We start from the raw sequence: 13,847 nt of genomic DNA on the forward strand, positions 1-13,847 counted from the left end.
CGGCGGCTGGGCCTCGTGGGCCCATCGCCCTGAGGGTCATGGATGGCCATGCGTCATGGTCATCAATGTGCGGCAGGACTGTCAACGCCCTGGATGTCTCGGCTCGACCGGTTTGCGTCTGCCGAACCCGTCGTGGCTGCTCACGGCCAAGCCGAGGTTTGCCCGGCTTGTCACCGGGAAACGGCGGCGGCATGACAAAACCGCGCGTTGTCATCGTCGGGGCCGGCTTCGCCGGCTACCACGCGGCGAAGAACCTGTCCCGGATCGCCCGGGGACAGGCCGAGATCATGCTGCTGAACCCGACCGATTTTTTCCTCTACCTCCCGCTGCTGCCGGAGGTCGCCGCCGGGATCCTCGAGCCCAGCCGGATCTCGGTCTCGCTGGCCGGCACGCTGCCCGGAGTGCGGATCGTCATCGGCGAGGCGAACCACGTCGACCTGAAGGACCGCCGGGTCGACTACACCGGCGCCGAGGGCGATCCCGGTGAGCTCCACTACGACCGGCTGATCCTCGCCGTCGGCAGTGTCAACAAACTACTGCCGATCCCCGGGGTCACCGAGCACGCGCACGGGTTCCGGGGCCTGCCGGAGGCGCTGTACCTGCACGACCACGTGGTCAGCCAGATCGAACTGGCCGAGGCGACCGACGACCCGGCGGAACGGGACGCCCGCACCACCTTCGTCGTCGTCGGCGCCGGCTACACCGGCACCGAGGTCGCCGCGCACGGCCAGCTCTTCACCGACGCGCTCGCCGCCCAGCACCCCCGGCTCGGGGTACGCCCACGGTGGCTGCTGCTCGACATCGCCGAGCGGGTCCTGCCCGAGTTGGACCAGCGGATGTCCGACACCGCCCGTCGGGTGCTGGACGGCCGGGGGGTCGACGTCCGGATGGGCTGCACCGTCGCCGAGGCGACCGCCGAGGGGGTACGCCTCAGCGACGGCCAGTACCTCCCGACCCGCTCCCTGATCTGGTGCGTCGGCGTGCGCCCCGATCCGTTGGTGGCCGACCTCGGTCTGCAGACCGAGAAGGGGCGACTCGTGGTCGACGAGTTCCTCAACGTGCCCGGCTTCCCGGAGATCTTCGCCTGCGGTGACGCGGCCGCCGTACCGGACCTGACCCGACCCGGACAGCTGACCGCGATGACCGCGCAGCACGCCGAGCGGCAGGGCAAACTCGCCGCGCACAACGTCGCCGCCTCCTACGGGCAGGGCAGACGGCGTCCGTACCGGCATCACGACCTGGGTTTTGTCGTCGACCTGGGCGGGACCGACGCGGCGGCGAACCCGCTGCACGTGCCGCTGGCCGGGCTGCCGGCCAAGGCGGTCACCCGCGGCTACCACCTGTTGGCGATGCCGGGCAACCGGGCCCGGGTGAGCGCGGACTGGTTGCTCGACGCGGCGTTGACCCGGCAGGCCGTACAGCTCGGGCTGGTGCCGGCCAACGCGGTGCCGCTGGAGAGTTCCACCCCCGAACTGCCAGTCCGGCGCTAGGCAGCCCGGGGTGGTGCCACGGCGCACCGCCCGCCCACCGGGTCTGTCCCGGTGGGCGGGCGGCGAGGGTGCTGGCTGGCCGGGCCAGGAGCAGGCCCGGTCAGGAGGAGGCCATTCCGGCGGCGACCTCGTCGATCGCGTCGTCGATCTGGTGCGCCAGGTCGACGTCGAGCGCGGTCACCGCGTCCAGTGCCCGGGTCCGGACGGTGATCACGGCGCTGTCCGGCGACTGACGCCCGATGCTCGGGCCCCGACCGGTCTCCGGTCGCAGCCGGGCCAGCCGACCGAGTACCCGGTCGAGGTTCTCCGCCGGCAGTTCGATGGTGCGGGTCAGCCGGCTCCGGTCCCCCGACCAGTACGGCAGTGTGGCCAACGCGTCCCGCAGCTCGTCCTCGGTCAGGCCGGCGGTGGCGCCGCTGGGGTCGACCAGGCCGCCCCCGGCGTTCGGTGGGCCGAGCAGGTCCCGGAGATCCTCCGGCAGGTCCAGCGACTCGACCAGCGCCCGGTCCTGCTCGGCGAGGGCGCTCAACGTCGCCTGGGCCTGGTATCGGGCCTGCTCGGGGGTGCGTCGGCTGAGCCGGGCGACCTCGTCGAGGAAACCGGCGAGGTCCCGGCGCCGGTTTCCGGACTCCAGCGACCCCTCGTCGCAGAGCTGCCCGGGTACCGCGTCGAGCAGACGTTGCCGGTCGGCGACGTCCAGGGCCAGGGCGAGCGCGGTCACCGTGGCCTCGGCCGCCGTCCGAGCCTGGTCGAAGTCGACACCGGCCCGGCGCCCGACGTCCGAGACCAGGTCCCGGTAGGTGATGACGGCGACCCCGGGCCCGGCGGTCGCCGGTTCGTCGGGCAGCGGCATCGGGCGCTCCGCCGGAGCCGGCGGCGGCGTGGTTGGGCCACCCCGCTCGGTGCTCGGCTTGCGGGCACCCGACGGTGGTGGACCGCTGCGCCGGCCCCGGTCCAGGCTTTCGAGCTGTTTGTCGGCACCGAGGGTGGCGCCGACCTCACTCGGTCGACGGCCCCGTTGGCGGGCCTGTCTGGCCAACGCCCGGCGCCGCTGGTTGTCACCCTCCATCTGCTTTCCCATGACCTCGCCTCGCTCCGCGTGTCGCGACCATCGGACCAGGCCGGCGGCGCATCGCGGCCGGACCGGTCCGGTTCGCCTTCCCGTGGCGGCATCGGCGAAACGCCCGCCGCCGGCGGCCGGCGTCCGCTCATCTCGGTGGGGTGAGGAGGGCTCACCCCGGTCGCGCCGATGATCGGGACAGCTCGTGGCACTTCCGAGGTACCGGAGGGAAGGTCACCATGAAGAGGATCGTCGAGATCGTGCCCGCCCGACCGGGCTGGTACGCCCGCTGGCGCCTCGACCCGGACACGACCCGGTCGTACCCGGTGTCGGTCTGGGCGCTGCTGGAGGAGAGCGACCACGGCAGCCGGGAGGTTGTCGGGGTCGACTCGGTCGGGCAGTGGCCCGGCGCGGACGAGAACGAGTCGGGCGGCGACTTCGTCCGGTACCTGTTCCAGCCACCGGAGAACGGCGAGCCCGAGGACGCCGCCCGGCCGGAGGAACTCGGCGCCGAACCGACAAAGCGGCCGGCCCGGCTGGAACCGACGGCCGGCGCCTGACCGGCCGATCGGGGCCGGTCCCGACCGGGGCCCGCGGTCTCAGAGCAGTTCGAGGGGGCGCGGGCCGTCCGGCGGGGGGAAGGCGGCGTCGAGTTCGGCGACGTCGTCCTCGGTCAGGTCCAGGTCCACGGCCGCCCGGTTCTCCCGGACCCGGTGCGGCGTACTCGCCTTGGTGATCGTGCAGACCCCCTCCTGCCGCAGCAGCCAGGCCAGGCCGACCTGACCGGGGGTCGCGCCGTGCCGGGCGGCCACCCGGGCCAGCACCGGATGGTCGAGCATCCGCCCGCGTTCGAGCGGTGAGTACGCCATCACCGGCAGCCCGGCCGCCCGACAGCGGGGCAGCAGGTCCCACTCGATGCCCCGGCGGGTGAGGTTGTACGGGATCTGGTCGGTCTCGACCGCGGTCCCACCGGGGATCCCGGTCAACTCGACCACGTCCGGTACGTCGAAGTTGCTCACTCCCCAGTGCCGGATCAGCCCCCTGGTCATCAGCGTGGTGAACGCCTCGACCGTCTCCGGAAGCGGCGCGTCCCCTCGCTGGTGCAGCAGGTAGAGGTCGATTCGGTCGGTACCGAGTCGGTCGAGGCTGCGCTGGCAGGCGTCCAGGGTCCCGATCGCGGTGGCGTGCTCAGAGGAGATCTTGCTGACCAGGAAGATCTCCTCGCGGCGGTCGCCGAGCGCCGTACGGACCAGTTCCTCGGCACCGCCGTCGGCGTACACCTCGGCGGTGTCGACGACCGTGAGGCCGGCGTCGACCCCGGCCCGCAGGGCGGCGATCTCGTCGTCCCGCCGAGCCGGATCCTCCGCCATGCCCCAGGTGCCCTGACCCAACGCCGGTACCGTCTCCCCGGACGGCAGGGTGACCGTCGGAATCCTCCGTACCGCCATGGCTGCCCTCTTCCTGGTCGAACCTCCGGTGTTGTCGTGGCCGACCGGTGGCGCCTTCCCCCGACTTCCGGGACCAAACCGGGGCCCGGATCCGGGGCGGCCGAGCAGATTCCGGCACGAACCGGCACGGTCGGTGGCGGGCGCCGGGTGTGTCCGGGCCCGCTGGAGCCGATCTAGGGCATGCTTATACTTGTCTGACTGCAAGTATGGGCCGCCCGTCAGCTGCGAGGGCGTACGCGGGAGGGAGCGGGCGGTGGCTTTCTCCGTGAGTCAACTGTCACACGAACGGTATGTGCGGGTGCGACTGGCCGGTGAGCTCGACCTCAGCACCACCCCGGAACTGAACGCCGCCCTCGACCAGGTCTTCGACGAGGGGCACCGGCACGTCCTGGTGGATCTCGGTGACCTGGCGTTCTGTGACTCCAGTGGACTCGCCGCCCTGGTCCGGGGCGACGACCTCGCGACGGAACGCGGCGGCTGGCTCCGGCTGACCGGGGCGACCGGTCGGGTCGACCGGGTGCTGCGGATCAGCGGCCTGGCCGACCTGCTCCGGTACGACGAAACCGTGCAGAACCCGGCGGTTGCGGGCGACCGCTGATCGGCTACTGTTCCCTCGCCGATCCGACGGTCGATAGATTGCCGGACGAGCTCTCGCGGGAGACGGCGCCACCGGCCGCCGTGCGCCCTCTCGCCGACCGGAGGCAGGTGTCTCATGGGTGCAGCCGCACCGAACCCGGTACGGATCCTGGTCGTGGACGACGACCCGGGTGACGTACTGATGATCGAGGAAGCGCTCGCCGGGTCGGGGATACCCAAGACCATCGACGTCGTCGGTGACGGCGAGGAGGCGATGGAGTTCCTGCGTGGAGTGGGCCGGCACACGGGGGCGAGCCGGCCCGACGTGATCCTGCTCGACCTGAACATGCCACGGATGGACGGTCGGCAGGTGCTCACCGAGGTCAAGGGCGACGAGGACCTCCGGACGATCCCGATCGTCGTCCTGACCACGTCGAACGCGGAGAACGACGTGCTCGGCAGCTACAGCCTCCGGGCCAACGCGTACGTGACCAAGCCCATCGACCTCGACGACTTCAACGAGGTCGTCCGGCGGATCGACGAGTTCTTCGGCCAGATCGTGGTGCTGCCCAAACGCCGCTGACCAGCGGGCGGTGACGTCCCGCCGCCGGTCGGGTCCGGACGGTGGCCGGCTGTCCGGCGATCCGCGCGCGCCGTCCGAATGGTGAGCATTTTTTCCGCATCGGCTCCGCCGACGTGCCCCGGTGACGAGGATTCAGAGGTGGCAAGGGTCATCAGCTGCCGGGGGGCTAAGCATGGAATCTTCCGTCGTGGAAGTTGGCTACGACCAGGAGCGGAACCAGGACCAGATCGATCGCTGCCTACAGGAGTTGGGCGAGCGGCTGGCCCGGCTGGCGGCGCCGACGGACGCCGCCGCGAACGTCGGACCGGAACTCGCCCAGGCGCGGGCGGAACTCGTCCGCCTCGGCGATCTGCTGGCCGCGCACCGGGCCACCGCACAGGAGGCGGTGTTGCGCGGCGCCGAGCGGGAGGCCGCCGAAATCCGGGCCCGGGCCCAGGCTGACCTGGCCGCGGCCCGTGAGGAGGCCCGTCAGGTGCGGGACCGGGTCTACGCCGAGGCGGTACAGGCACGACGGGACTTCGAGGCGGCCCTGCAGGCCCGCCGACTCCGGGCCGAACGGGCGGACGAGATCCTGCGGGCGGTCCCCGACGCGTTGACGGCCCGACCGGGAACCGACACCGAGCGGGCCGCGCCGGTCGCCGTCACGTCCACTCCGGACTCCCGCCGCTGACCCCACCGTCCCCGGGCCGTCTCCGGCCCGCGTCGACCAGTCGGCGGCCGGCGCCCGCTCAGACCAGGGCGCCGACCACCGTGGTCGCCCGCGTCTCGTGCTGGGCGTACGCGTCCGGGAAGGCGGAGACCTGTACCGCCTGCGCCGCGCCGGTCACGCTCATCTCCTGCCAGCCGGGAATGGCGAGCAGCGCCTTGAAGAACTGCTCGGCGGCGTACGCGGGACGCATCAGGTCGGCCACCGTGCCCCAACCGGAGCTGGGGCGCTGCTGGAACAGCCCGACCGAGTCGTGGTCGTATCCCGTTCCCTGGTTCGGGTAGTTCAGCGACTCCGGCACCCCGGTGTTGGCCAGGTTGTAGAGGTTGCTCTCCTGCATCGCGGTGGCGATGGCGACCACCAGACCCCGGCGCGGGACCTTGAGCCGTACCCCGGTCTGGACGATGGCGTGCGCGTTGTCCATCTGGGCCTGGGTAAGACCGGCGACCGGGCTGGGCCGGGTCTGCCGCTTCGCCTTGGTCATCCGGGTACGGGCGGCGGTCGGGCGGACGGTCGGCTGGCCGGGTGACGGGCTGCCGGTGGCCGACGGCGTGGGGGACGGCGCCCGTTCGTTGCCCCGGGACGCCGCCTCGTTCTCGGCGGCGGCCCGCCGCTCGGCGAGCACGTTCGGCGCGGCCGGCGGGGGCGCCGGTGTGTCGGCCGCCCGCGACTCGACGAAGGCGACGGTGCCGAGGCAGCAGGTGAGCGCGGCGACCGACCCGAAGCGTACCGGGCCGGAGCCGAGTACGGATCGCAGCCGGCGCCAGGCCCGGCCCGACCGGCGCGGGTTCTCCGCCCGGTGCCGGCCCACCTTCCGGTCGGCTGAGGTGGCCTCGTCCGAACGGCCACCTTCCGTCTCGTTCTGCGATGCGTGATCAGCATGTTCCCTGTGAGGCACTCGCCGAGGTTAGGAAACCGCTGAGAGGATGGGACCCCCTGTGGCGGTGGCCTGTACCACAGTTTTGCCTGGTCAACCGGGCAATCGCCGAGCGCCGGACGGGGCCGGGTCGAGAAGCGATAAGTACGGTATTTCCGAATCGCCGGGCTGATCGGTCCTGGCCGGCAGGAAACGCCGCCTGGCGTGACGGTGTCGCTGAAGATCAGCTGAGCCCGGTGTTCGGGCCATCCCGCCCTCGGGTGAACGGGGGAGGTCGAACGGGTGGGGTGCCTCGGTCCGGTGCTGATCCGTCGGCTCCCGGTGTTGCCTGGCCGAGCCTGGGTACGATGCTGTCGGTGACCGAGGGCAAGATCAAGGCGTCGGGCGCGACGGACCCGGGATGGCGTCGCCGCGGCACGCTGATCCTGCTCGCGACCGCGGTCCTGACGCTGTTGCTGATCGGTCACCGGTTGATCCCGAACGTGCGGGGGTTCGGCAGCCTGGTCGACACCGGCGCGCCCTTCCTCGGCCTCGGGATCCCACTGCTCGGATTGGCCGCGTTGCTGCGCCGGTCCCGTAACGGTCTCATCGCCCTGATCGTGCCGACGGTGGTCTGGACGCTGCTCTTCGGCACGGCGTGGCTGCCGTCCGGCGACGGCGGGTCGGCGCGGCTGCGGGTGGCGAGCCAGAACCTACGGGCCGGCAATCCCGATCCGGCCGGTACGGTCGCCGCCATCGCCGCCACCGGGGTCGACCTGATCGGCCTGCAGGAGCTGGACGAGGTCGGCCGCCGGGCGGTCGGCGGAACACTCCGGGACCGGTACCCCCACCAGGTCTCCGTCTCCACCGTCGGACTGTGGAGCAGGTTCCCGATCCGGGACGAGGTCGGGGTGGACACCGGCCTGGCCTGGACCCGCGCTCTGCGGGCCGTGGTCGCCGCGCCCGGTGGGGACGTGGTGGTGTACGTCGTACATCTCGGCTCCGCCCGGGCCGGCGACACCGACACCCGGGACCGTACGGTGACCGCACTCGCCGCCCAGTTGCGCCGGGACGACGCCGAACGGCTCATCGTCCTGGGCGACCTCAACACCGCCACCACCGACCGGGTGATCGCGCCGCTGACCGATCTGCTGCACGACGCCCAGGCCGACGCCGGTCGGGGGCCGGGCTTCACCTGGCCGGCGGCGTTGCCGGTGATCCGGCCGGACCACGTGCTCTACCGGGGCCTCACCGCGTCGTCCGCCGACGTCGTCCGGACCCCGGCGAGCGACCACCGGGCGGTCACCGCGGGCTTCCGCTGACCCCTCAGCTGCTGTCTGGCGGCTCCCCACCTGCCTGGCGGCCGGTCACGGCTTGCCCTCAGCGGGCGCCGGGTTCCGCCGGGCCGACGGTGAGGGTGTGCCGGTTGTCGTCACTGGCGAACGGCCAGAGCCGTTCGGCGTAGTGGGCCAGGTCGGTCAGCTGCGCCCGGTTCAGCCCGACCGACGCGATGCTGGCCCGTACGTCGGCCCGGTACCGGCCGTCGGGTTCCCGGGCCAGCCGTGCCTGGGCACGCACCTGCACGGTGTGGGCCTCGTCGGTGATCCCGTTCGCCGCTTCCACCGCCGCGTGGTGCAGACAGGAGGCGAACGCCGCAGCGAGCAGCTGTTCCGGCGCGAGCCCGGTGCAGTGCGGGGCCAACGGCGAGGCCAGGGTGGTCGACAGCTCCCCGTCGTCGGTATGCAGATGACCCCCCTCGGCGGTCGCCGTGGCCTCGTGCACCCAGGACTCGGATTCCGGCATCGCACACCCCCGTATGGCTCACCGGGCGGCTACCCGGTGGCCTGGTCGGCAAACCCAGGACATCGGCCGGTTTCCGGCGAAACCGCCCGGGGAGGCCGCGACCCCGGTAGGTTGCCGCGCCTCGGACGGGCGCCCCGAGGTTGGCGCGTCAAGGCGGCGTCAAGAACCGGGTGGACGTTGTAGTCGGGGTGTCAGAACCGGCCTCCTACCGACTCCAACAGGGCTTTCATGGTTCTGGCGGCCGATAACGGTCGTCTGGACGCGTGTGCTGGAGAGGACGTTGACGTGATCGACGTCGTGTTCGTGCTGCTGACGGTGGGGCTGTTCGCGGTCCTCGCCCTGATCGCCAGGGCGGTGGAGCGGCTGTGAGCCTGGTCAACCTGATCGGCCTGGTCCTCGCCGTCGGCCTGGCCGTCTTCCTGCTGTGTGCACTCCTGTTCCCGGAGCGTTTCTAGATGAGTACGACAACCGCGGGCGTCATCTTCCTCGTCTCGCTCGCCGTGGTGCTCGCCGCGGTCTACCGGCCGTTCGGCGACTACATGTTCCGGGTGGTCTCCGGCCGCCGGCACTCCCGGGTCGAGCGGGGCATCTACAAGCTGGTCGGCGTCGACGCCGAGGCCGAGCAGTCCTGGGGCACGTACGCCCGCAGCCTGCTGGCCTTCTCCCTGGTCTCGGTACTGTTCCTGTACGCCTTCCTCCGGCTGCAGGACAAACTCTGGCTCTCCCTCGGCTTCGACCCGGTGACCGACCACATCGCCTGGAACGCCGCGGTCAGCTTCGTGACGAACACGAACTGGCAGGCGTACTCGGGTGAGTCGACGATGGGGCACCTGGTCCAGATGGCCGGGCTGGCCGTGCAGAACTTCGTCTCGGCCTCGGTCGGCATCGCGGTGGCGGTGGCGCTGATCCGCGGTTTCGCCCGCAGCCGGACCACGCAGCTCGGCAACTTCTGGGTGGACCTGGTCCGGATCATCCTGCGGATCCTGCTGCCGATCGCGGTGCTCGGCGCGATCGTCCTGATGGTCGGCGGGGTGGTGCAGAACCTTTCCGGCGGCACCGACGTGAGCACGCTGACCGGGGGCACCCAGACCCTCACCGGCGGTCCGGTCGCCTCCCAGGAGGTGATCAAGGAACTCGGGACGAACGGCGGCGGCTTCTACAACGTCAACAGCGCCCACCCGTTCGAGAACCCGACCACCTGGACCAACTGGTTCGAGATGTTCCTGATCCTGCTGATCCCGTTCAGCCTGCCCCGGGTCTTCGGCCGGATGGTCGGGCAGAACCGGCAGGGCTACGCGATCGTGGCGGTGATGGCGATCCTGGCCGTCGCCAGCATCACCCTGACCAACGTCTTCGAGCTGACCGGAGACGGGACCGTGCCACAGGCGCTCGGCGCGGCGATGGAGGGCAAGGAGGCCCGGTTCGGGGTCTCCAACTCGGCGAGCTTCGCCGCGGTCACCACCCTCACCTCGACCGGCGCGGTCAACTCCTTCCACGACTCGTTCACCCCGCTCGGCGGGATGATGCCGCTGGTCAACATGATGCTGGGTGAGGTGGCCCCGGGTGGCGTCGGCGCGGGCCTGTACGGCCTGCTCATCCTCGCCGTGATCACGGTTTTCGTGGCCGGCCTGATGGTCGGCCGGACGCCGGAGTACCTGGGCAAGAAGATCGGTGCCCGGGAGATCAAGTTCGCCTCGCTCTACTTCCTGATCACCCCGATGCTGGTGCTGATCGGCACCGCGGCGGCGTTCGCGACCGGCAACAACACGACGGCGCTGAACGTCGGGCCACACGGCCTCAGCGAGGTGCTCTACGCCTTCACCTCGGCGAGCAACAACAACGGTTCGGCCTTCGCCGGCATCACCGTGAACACCCCCTGGTGGGACACCGCCCTCGGGCTCTGCATGCTGCTCGGTCGGTTCCTGCCGATCATCTTCGTGCTCGGCCTGGCCGGCGCGCTGGCCCGGCAGAAGCCGGTGCCGGCCTCCGAGGGCACCCTGCCCACCCACCGGCCGCTCTTCGTCGGACTGGTCGTCGGGGTCACGGTGGTCCTGGTGGCGCTGACCTTCCTGCCCGCCCTGGCCCTCGGCCCGCTGGCCGAAGGGTTGTGAGCCCGATGCGCGGATTTCTCCACGACATGATGAGGAAAGGGACAATGACTGTCAGCCCGGTGGTGCCCGCCCCGTCTGGTGGGCTGCCGTCCTCCGGTCACCGCTCCGGTGGCCGGGTCGGCGGTGGGCTGTTGGATCCCCGGCAGCTGCTCCGCTCGCTGCCGGACGCGGTACGCAAACTCAACCCGGCGACCCTGTGGCGTAACCCGGTGATGCTGATCGTCGAGGTCGGCGCGGTCTTCACCACGGTGCTGGCGATCGCCGACCCCTCCGTCTTCGCCTGGGCGGTCACCGTCTGGCTCTGGCTGACGGTGGTCTTCGCCAACCTCGCCGAGGCGGTCGCCGAGGGCCGGGGCAAGGCCCAGGCCGCGACCCTGCGCCAGGCGAAACGGGACACCGTGGCGACCCGGCTCACCGGCTGGTCGCCGGGGGCCCGGGCGGGTGGCTACCGCGAGGAGGCGGTCGCCGCCACCGACCTGCGGCACGGCGACGTCGTACTGGTCGAGGCGGGGCAGACCATCCCCGGCGACGGTGACGTCGTCGAGGGGATCGCCAGTGTGGACGAGTCGGCGATCACCGGCGAGTCCGCCCCGGTCATCCGGGAGTCCGGCGGGGACCGCAGCGCGGTGACCGGCGGTACCCGGGTGCTCTCCGACCGGATCGTCGTCCGGATCACCCAGCAGCCGGGGCAGAGTTTCGTCGACCGGATGATCGCCCTGGTCGAGGGGGCGAACCGGCAGAAGACCCCGAACGAGATCGCGCTGAACATCCTGCTCGCCGCGCTCACCATCATCTTCCTGATGGCGGTGGTCACCCTGCAGCCGCTGGCGATCTTCTCGAAGGCGTTCCAGGCGGCGGCGCCGGACACCACCGCGATCAACGCGCACGGGGTCACCGGCATCGTGCTGGTCTCGCTGCTGGTCTGCCTGATCCCGACCACCATCGGGGCGCTGCTCTCGGCGATCGGCATCGCCGGGATGGACCGGCTCGTCCAGCGCAACGTGCTGGCGATGAGCGGCCGGGCGGTCGAGGCGGCCGGCGACGTCAACACCCTGCTGCTGGACAAGACCGGGACGATCACCCTGGGCAACCGGCAGGCGGCCGAGTTCGTCCCGGTGGACGGGGTGGCGGCCGAGGAGGTCGCCGACGCGGCCCAGCTCTCCAGCCTGGCCGACGAGACCCCCGAGGGGCGCTCGGTGGTGGTGCTGGCGAAGAACGCGTACGGGCTGCGTGAACGGGAGCCCGGCCTGATGCCGCACGCGACCTTCGTACCGTTCACCGCCCAGACCCGGATGTCCGGCATCGACCTGACCCCGGACGCAGGAGTCGACGGCGGGGCCAGCGGGCCGACCCGGCGGATCCGCAAGGGCGCCGCGGCGGCGGTGATGAAGTGGGTACGCGACAACGGCGGTCACCCGACCGACCAGGTCGGCGACATCGTCGACGGGATCAGCGGCGGCGGGGGTACCCCGCTGGTGGTGGCCGAACACGTCGACGGTTCCCCGGCCCGCACCCTCGGGGTGATCCACCTCAAGGACGTGGTCAAGTCGGGGATGCGGGAACGGTTCGACGAGATGCGCCGGATGGGCATCCGGACCGTCATGATCACCGGTGACAACCCGCGGACCGCCAAGGCCATCGCGGACGAGGCCGGGGTGGACGACTTCCTGGCCGAGGCGACACCGGAGGACAAGCTCGCCCTGATCAAGAAGGAGCAGGAGGGCGGCCGCCTGGTCGCGATGACCGGTGACGGTACCAACGACGCACCCGCGCTGGCCCAGGCCGACGTCGGGGTGGCGATGAACACCGGCACCACGGCGGCCAAAGAGGCCGGCAACATGGTCGACCTCGACTCCGACCCGACGAAGCTGATCGAGATCGTCGAGATCGGCAAGCAGTTGCTGATCACCCGGGGGGCGTTGACGACGTTCTCGATCGCCAACGACATCGCCAAGTACTTCGCGATCATCCCGGCCATGTTCGCCGGGATCTACCCGAGCCTGGACGCCCTGAACATCATGCGGCTGTCCAGTCCTGGCTCGGCGATCCTCGCCGCGGTGATCTTCAACGCGATCATCATCGTGGCGCTGATCCCGCTCGCCCTGCGTGGGGTCCGGTACCGGCCGAGCAGCGCCAGCAGACTGCTGACCCGCAACCTGTGGCTGTACGGCCTCGGCGGCATCGTCGCCCCGTTCGTCGGCATCAAAGCCATCGATCTCATCATCCAGTTCATCCCAGGGATCTCGTGATGCGCACTTCCGGCGCCCTGCGCCTGCCAAGTTGGTTGTCCCAACACCTGGCCGCGTTCCGTGCGGTCCTGGTCTTCACGGTGCTGCTCGGACTGGCGTACCCGCTGGTCATGGTCGGGGTCGGGCAGTTGCCCGGCCTGAACGACCGGGCCGAGGGCTCGCTGGTGCACACCGCCGACGGCACGCCGGTCGGCAGCCGGCTGATCGGCCAGCTCTTCACCGATCCGGACGGCAACCCGATCCCGCGCTACTTCCAGTCCCGCCCCTCGGCCGCCGGGGACGGCTACGACCCCACCTCCACCTCGGCCAGCAACCTCGGACCGGAGAGCGTGGAGGACACCCTGCCGGTGCCCGGCGCGGTCGACGAGGAGGGAAACCCCGACGAGGGCAGCCAGAGCCTGCTCACCCAGGTCTGCGCCCGGAGCAAGGCGGTCGGTGAGCTGGACGGCGTCGACGGCAGCCGGCCGTTCTGCACCCCGGACGGGGTCGGTGCGGTGCTGAGGGTCTTCCACGCCGACGGCCTGACCGGCCCGGTGACCCGGGCGGTCAGCGTCAACCAGGCCTGCCCGGCCACCCCGTTCGTCGCCACCTTCGGCGGCGTCGCGGTGGAGTGCGCGGTGCCGGGCCAGGACTACTCCGGCGGCGTGGTCACCCCGGTCCGGGGGGACGCACCGGACCGGCCCGCAGTGCCGGCCGACGCGGTCGCCGCCAGCGGCAGCGGCCTCGACCCGGACATCAGCCCGGCGTACGCCCGGATCCAGGTCGCCCGGGTCGCCCGGGAACGGCACACCACCCCGGAGGCGGTACGGCGGCTCGTCGACGCGCACACCAGCGGCCGGGGCCTCGGTTTCCTCGGCGAACCCCGGGTCAACGTGCTGGAGCTCAACCTCGCCCTGGACCGTGAGCTGCCGGTCGGTGGCTGAGTTGACGGTGGGCGGTCCCGGACGATGCGGCAGGATCAACAG

Annotated in this window: 15 protein-coding genes; 11 read left to right on the top strand and 4 right to left on the bottom strand. The window is 71.5% G+C overall.

Annotated elements, in window-relative coordinates:
* Positions 1-191: 191 nt before the first annotated feature.
* Complete coding sequence (locus tag ABGB21_RS25430; protein WP_347657330.1) at positions 192-1,490, top strand: NAD(P)/FAD-dependent oxidoreductase; 1,299 nt, start codon at positions 192-194, stop codon at positions 1,488-1,490.
* Positions 1,491-1,590: 100 nt separating this feature from the next.
* On the opposite strand, the gene ABGB21_RS25435 is transcribed toward ABGB21_RS25430, so the two are convergent.
* Complete coding sequence (locus tag ABGB21_RS25435) at positions 1,591-2,571, bottom strand: DUF2267 domain-containing protein (protein WP_347679888.1); 981 nt, start codon at positions 2,569-2,571, stop codon at positions 1,591-1,593.
* Positions 2,572-2,789: 218 nt separating this feature from the next.
* On the opposite strand from ABGB21_RS25435, the gene ABGB21_RS25440 reads away from it, so the two are divergent.
* Complete coding sequence (locus ABGB21_RS25440) at positions 2,790-3,110, top strand: hypothetical protein (protein ID WP_347657332.1); 321 nt, start codon at positions 2,790-2,792, stop codon at positions 3,108-3,110.
* A gap of 39 nt (positions 3,111-3,149) precedes the next feature.
* Here ABGB21_RS25440 and ABGB21_RS25445 read toward each other — a convergent pair whose 3' ends face one another.
* On the bottom strand, positions 3,150-3,998 hold the full coding sequence (locus tag ABGB21_RS25445; RefSeq protein ID WP_347657333.1) for an aldo/keto reductase: 849 nt from the start codon (positions 3,996-3,998) through the stop codon (positions 3,150-3,152).
* Between the two features lie 253 nt (positions 3,999-4,251).
* Between ABGB21_RS25445 and ABGB21_RS25450 the strand changes: the two genes are divergently transcribed.
* The 3 genes from ABGB21_RS25450 (at position 4,252) to ABGB21_RS25460 (ending at position 5,827) form a co-directional block, all read left to right on the top strand.
* Positions 4,252-4,596 carry an STAS domain-containing protein gene (locus ABGB21_RS25450; protein ID WP_347657334.1) on the top strand — a complete coding sequence of 115 codons (345 nt, stop codon included), beginning with the start codon at positions 4,252-4,254 and terminating at the stop codon, positions 4,594-4,596.
* Between the two features lie 114 nt (positions 4,597-4,710).
* The gene (locus ABGB21_RS25455) at positions 4,711-5,157 is read left to right on the top strand and encodes a response regulator (RefSeq protein ID WP_347657335.1); all 447 of its coding nucleotides are present in this window, start codon (positions 4,711-4,713) and stop codon (positions 5,155-5,157) included.
* Between the two features lie 172 nt (positions 5,158-5,329).
* Complete coding sequence (locus tag ABGB21_RS25460; RefSeq protein ID WP_347679890.1) at positions 5,330-5,827, top strand: ATPase; 498 nt, start codon at positions 5,330-5,332, stop codon at positions 5,825-5,827.
* 58 nt (positions 5,828-5,885) lie between these two features.
* Here ABGB21_RS25460 and ABGB21_RS25465 read toward each other — a convergent pair whose 3' ends face one another.
* A complete protein-coding gene (locus ABGB21_RS25465) occupies positions 5,886-6,761 on the bottom strand; it encodes a hypothetical protein (protein WP_347679892.1) in 876 nt (291 codons plus the stop codon).
* A gap of 335 nt (positions 6,762-7,096) precedes the next feature.
* Here ABGB21_RS25465 and ABGB21_RS25470 point away from each other — a divergent pair, with 335 nt between their 5' ends.
* A complete protein-coding gene (locus ABGB21_RS25470; RefSeq protein WP_347679894.1) occupies positions 7,097-8,041 on the top strand; it encodes an endonuclease/exonuclease/phosphatase family protein in 945 nt (314 codons plus the stop codon).
* 58 nt (positions 8,042-8,099) lie between these two features.
* On the opposite strand, the gene ABGB21_RS25475 is transcribed toward ABGB21_RS25470, so the two are convergent.
* On the bottom strand, positions 8,100-8,522 hold the full coding sequence (locus ABGB21_RS25475) for an OsmC family protein (RefSeq protein WP_347679896.1): 423 nt from the start codon (positions 8,520-8,522) through the stop codon (positions 8,100-8,102).
* Between the two features lie 228 nt (positions 8,523-8,750).
* On the opposite strand from ABGB21_RS25475, the gene ABGB21_RS25480 reads away from it, so the two are divergent.
* Genes ABGB21_RS25480 through ABGB21_RS25500 form a run of 5 tightly spaced genes read left to right on the top strand, consistent with a single transcriptional unit; the run spans position 8,751 to position 13,805 of the window.
* Entirely contained in the window at positions 8,751-8,891 is a 141-nt protein-coding gene (locus tag ABGB21_RS25480; RefSeq protein ID WP_347657340.1) for a hypothetical protein, read from the top strand.
* Positions 8,888-8,977, top strand: a complete 90-nt coding sequence (gene kdpF, locus ABGB21_RS25485) for a K(+)-transporting ATPase subunit F (RefSeq protein ID WP_347657341.1) — start codon at positions 8,888-8,890, stop codon at positions 8,975-8,977. The genes ABGB21_RS25480 and kdpF overlap by 4 nt, the downstream gene beginning before the upstream one ends.
* Positions 8,978-10,633, top strand: coding sequence for a potassium-transporting ATPase subunit KdpA (gene kdpA / locus ABGB21_RS25490; protein WP_347679898.1), 1,656 nt, complete (start codon positions 8,978-8,980; stop codon positions 10,631-10,633).
* Positions 10,634-10,677: 44 nt separating this feature from the next.
* On the top strand, positions 10,678-12,882 hold the full coding sequence (gene kdpB, locus ABGB21_RS25495) for a potassium-transporting ATPase subunit KdpB (protein ID WP_347679900.1): 2,205 nt from the start codon (positions 10,678-10,680) through the stop codon (positions 12,880-12,882).
* Positions 12,883-12,899: 17 nt separating this feature from the next.
* Entirely contained in the window at positions 12,900-13,805 is a 906-nt protein-coding gene (locus ABGB21_RS25500) for a potassium-transporting ATPase subunit C (RefSeq protein WP_347657381.1), read from the top strand.
* Positions 13,806-13,847 lie beyond the last annotated feature (42 nt).

This window comes from Plantactinospora sp. B24E8, assembly GCF_039871735.1.
Classification (GTDB): domain Bacteria; phylum Actinomycetota; class Actinomycetes; order Mycobacteriales; family Micromonosporaceae; genus Plantactinospora.

Coding starts and splice junctions, on each gene's coding strand:
- ABGB21_RS25430 (WP_347657330.1), top strand. CDS start 192: ATGACAAAACCGCGCGTTGTCATCGTCGGGGCCGGCTTCGCCGGCTAC.
- ABGB21_RS25435 (WP_347679888.1), bottom strand. CDS start 2,571: ATGGGAAAGCAGATGGAGGGTGACAACCAGCGGCGCCGGGCGTTGGCC.
- ABGB21_RS25440 (WP_347657332.1), top strand. CDS start 2,790: ATGAAGAGGATCGTCGAGATCGTGCCCGCCCGACCGGGCTGGTACGCC.
- ABGB21_RS25445 (WP_347657333.1), bottom strand. CDS start 3,998: ATGGCGGTACGGAGGATTCCGACGGTCACCCTGCCGTCCGGGGAGACG.
- ABGB21_RS25455 (WP_347657335.1), top strand. CDS start 4,711: ATGGGTGCAGCCGCACCGAACCCGGTACGGATCCTGGTCGTGGACGAC.
- ABGB21_RS25460 (WP_347679890.1), top strand. CDS start 5,330: ATGGAATCTTCCGTCGTGGAAGTTGGCTACGACCAGGAGCGGAACCAG.
- ABGB21_RS25475 (WP_347679896.1), bottom strand. CDS start 8,522: ATGCCGGAATCCGAGTCCTGGGTGCACGAGGCCACGGCGACCGCCGAG.
- ABGB21_RS25480 (WP_347657340.1), top strand. CDS start 8,751: ATGGTTCTGGCGGCCGATAACGGTCGTCTGGACGCGTGTGCTGGAGAG.
- kdpA (WP_347679898.1), top strand. CDS start 8,978: ATGAGTACGACAACCGCGGGCGTCATCTTCCTCGTCTCGCTCGCCGTG.
- kdpB (WP_347679900.1), top strand. CDS start 10,678: ATGACTGTCAGCCCGGTGGTGCCCGCCCCGTCTGGTGGGCTGCCGTCC.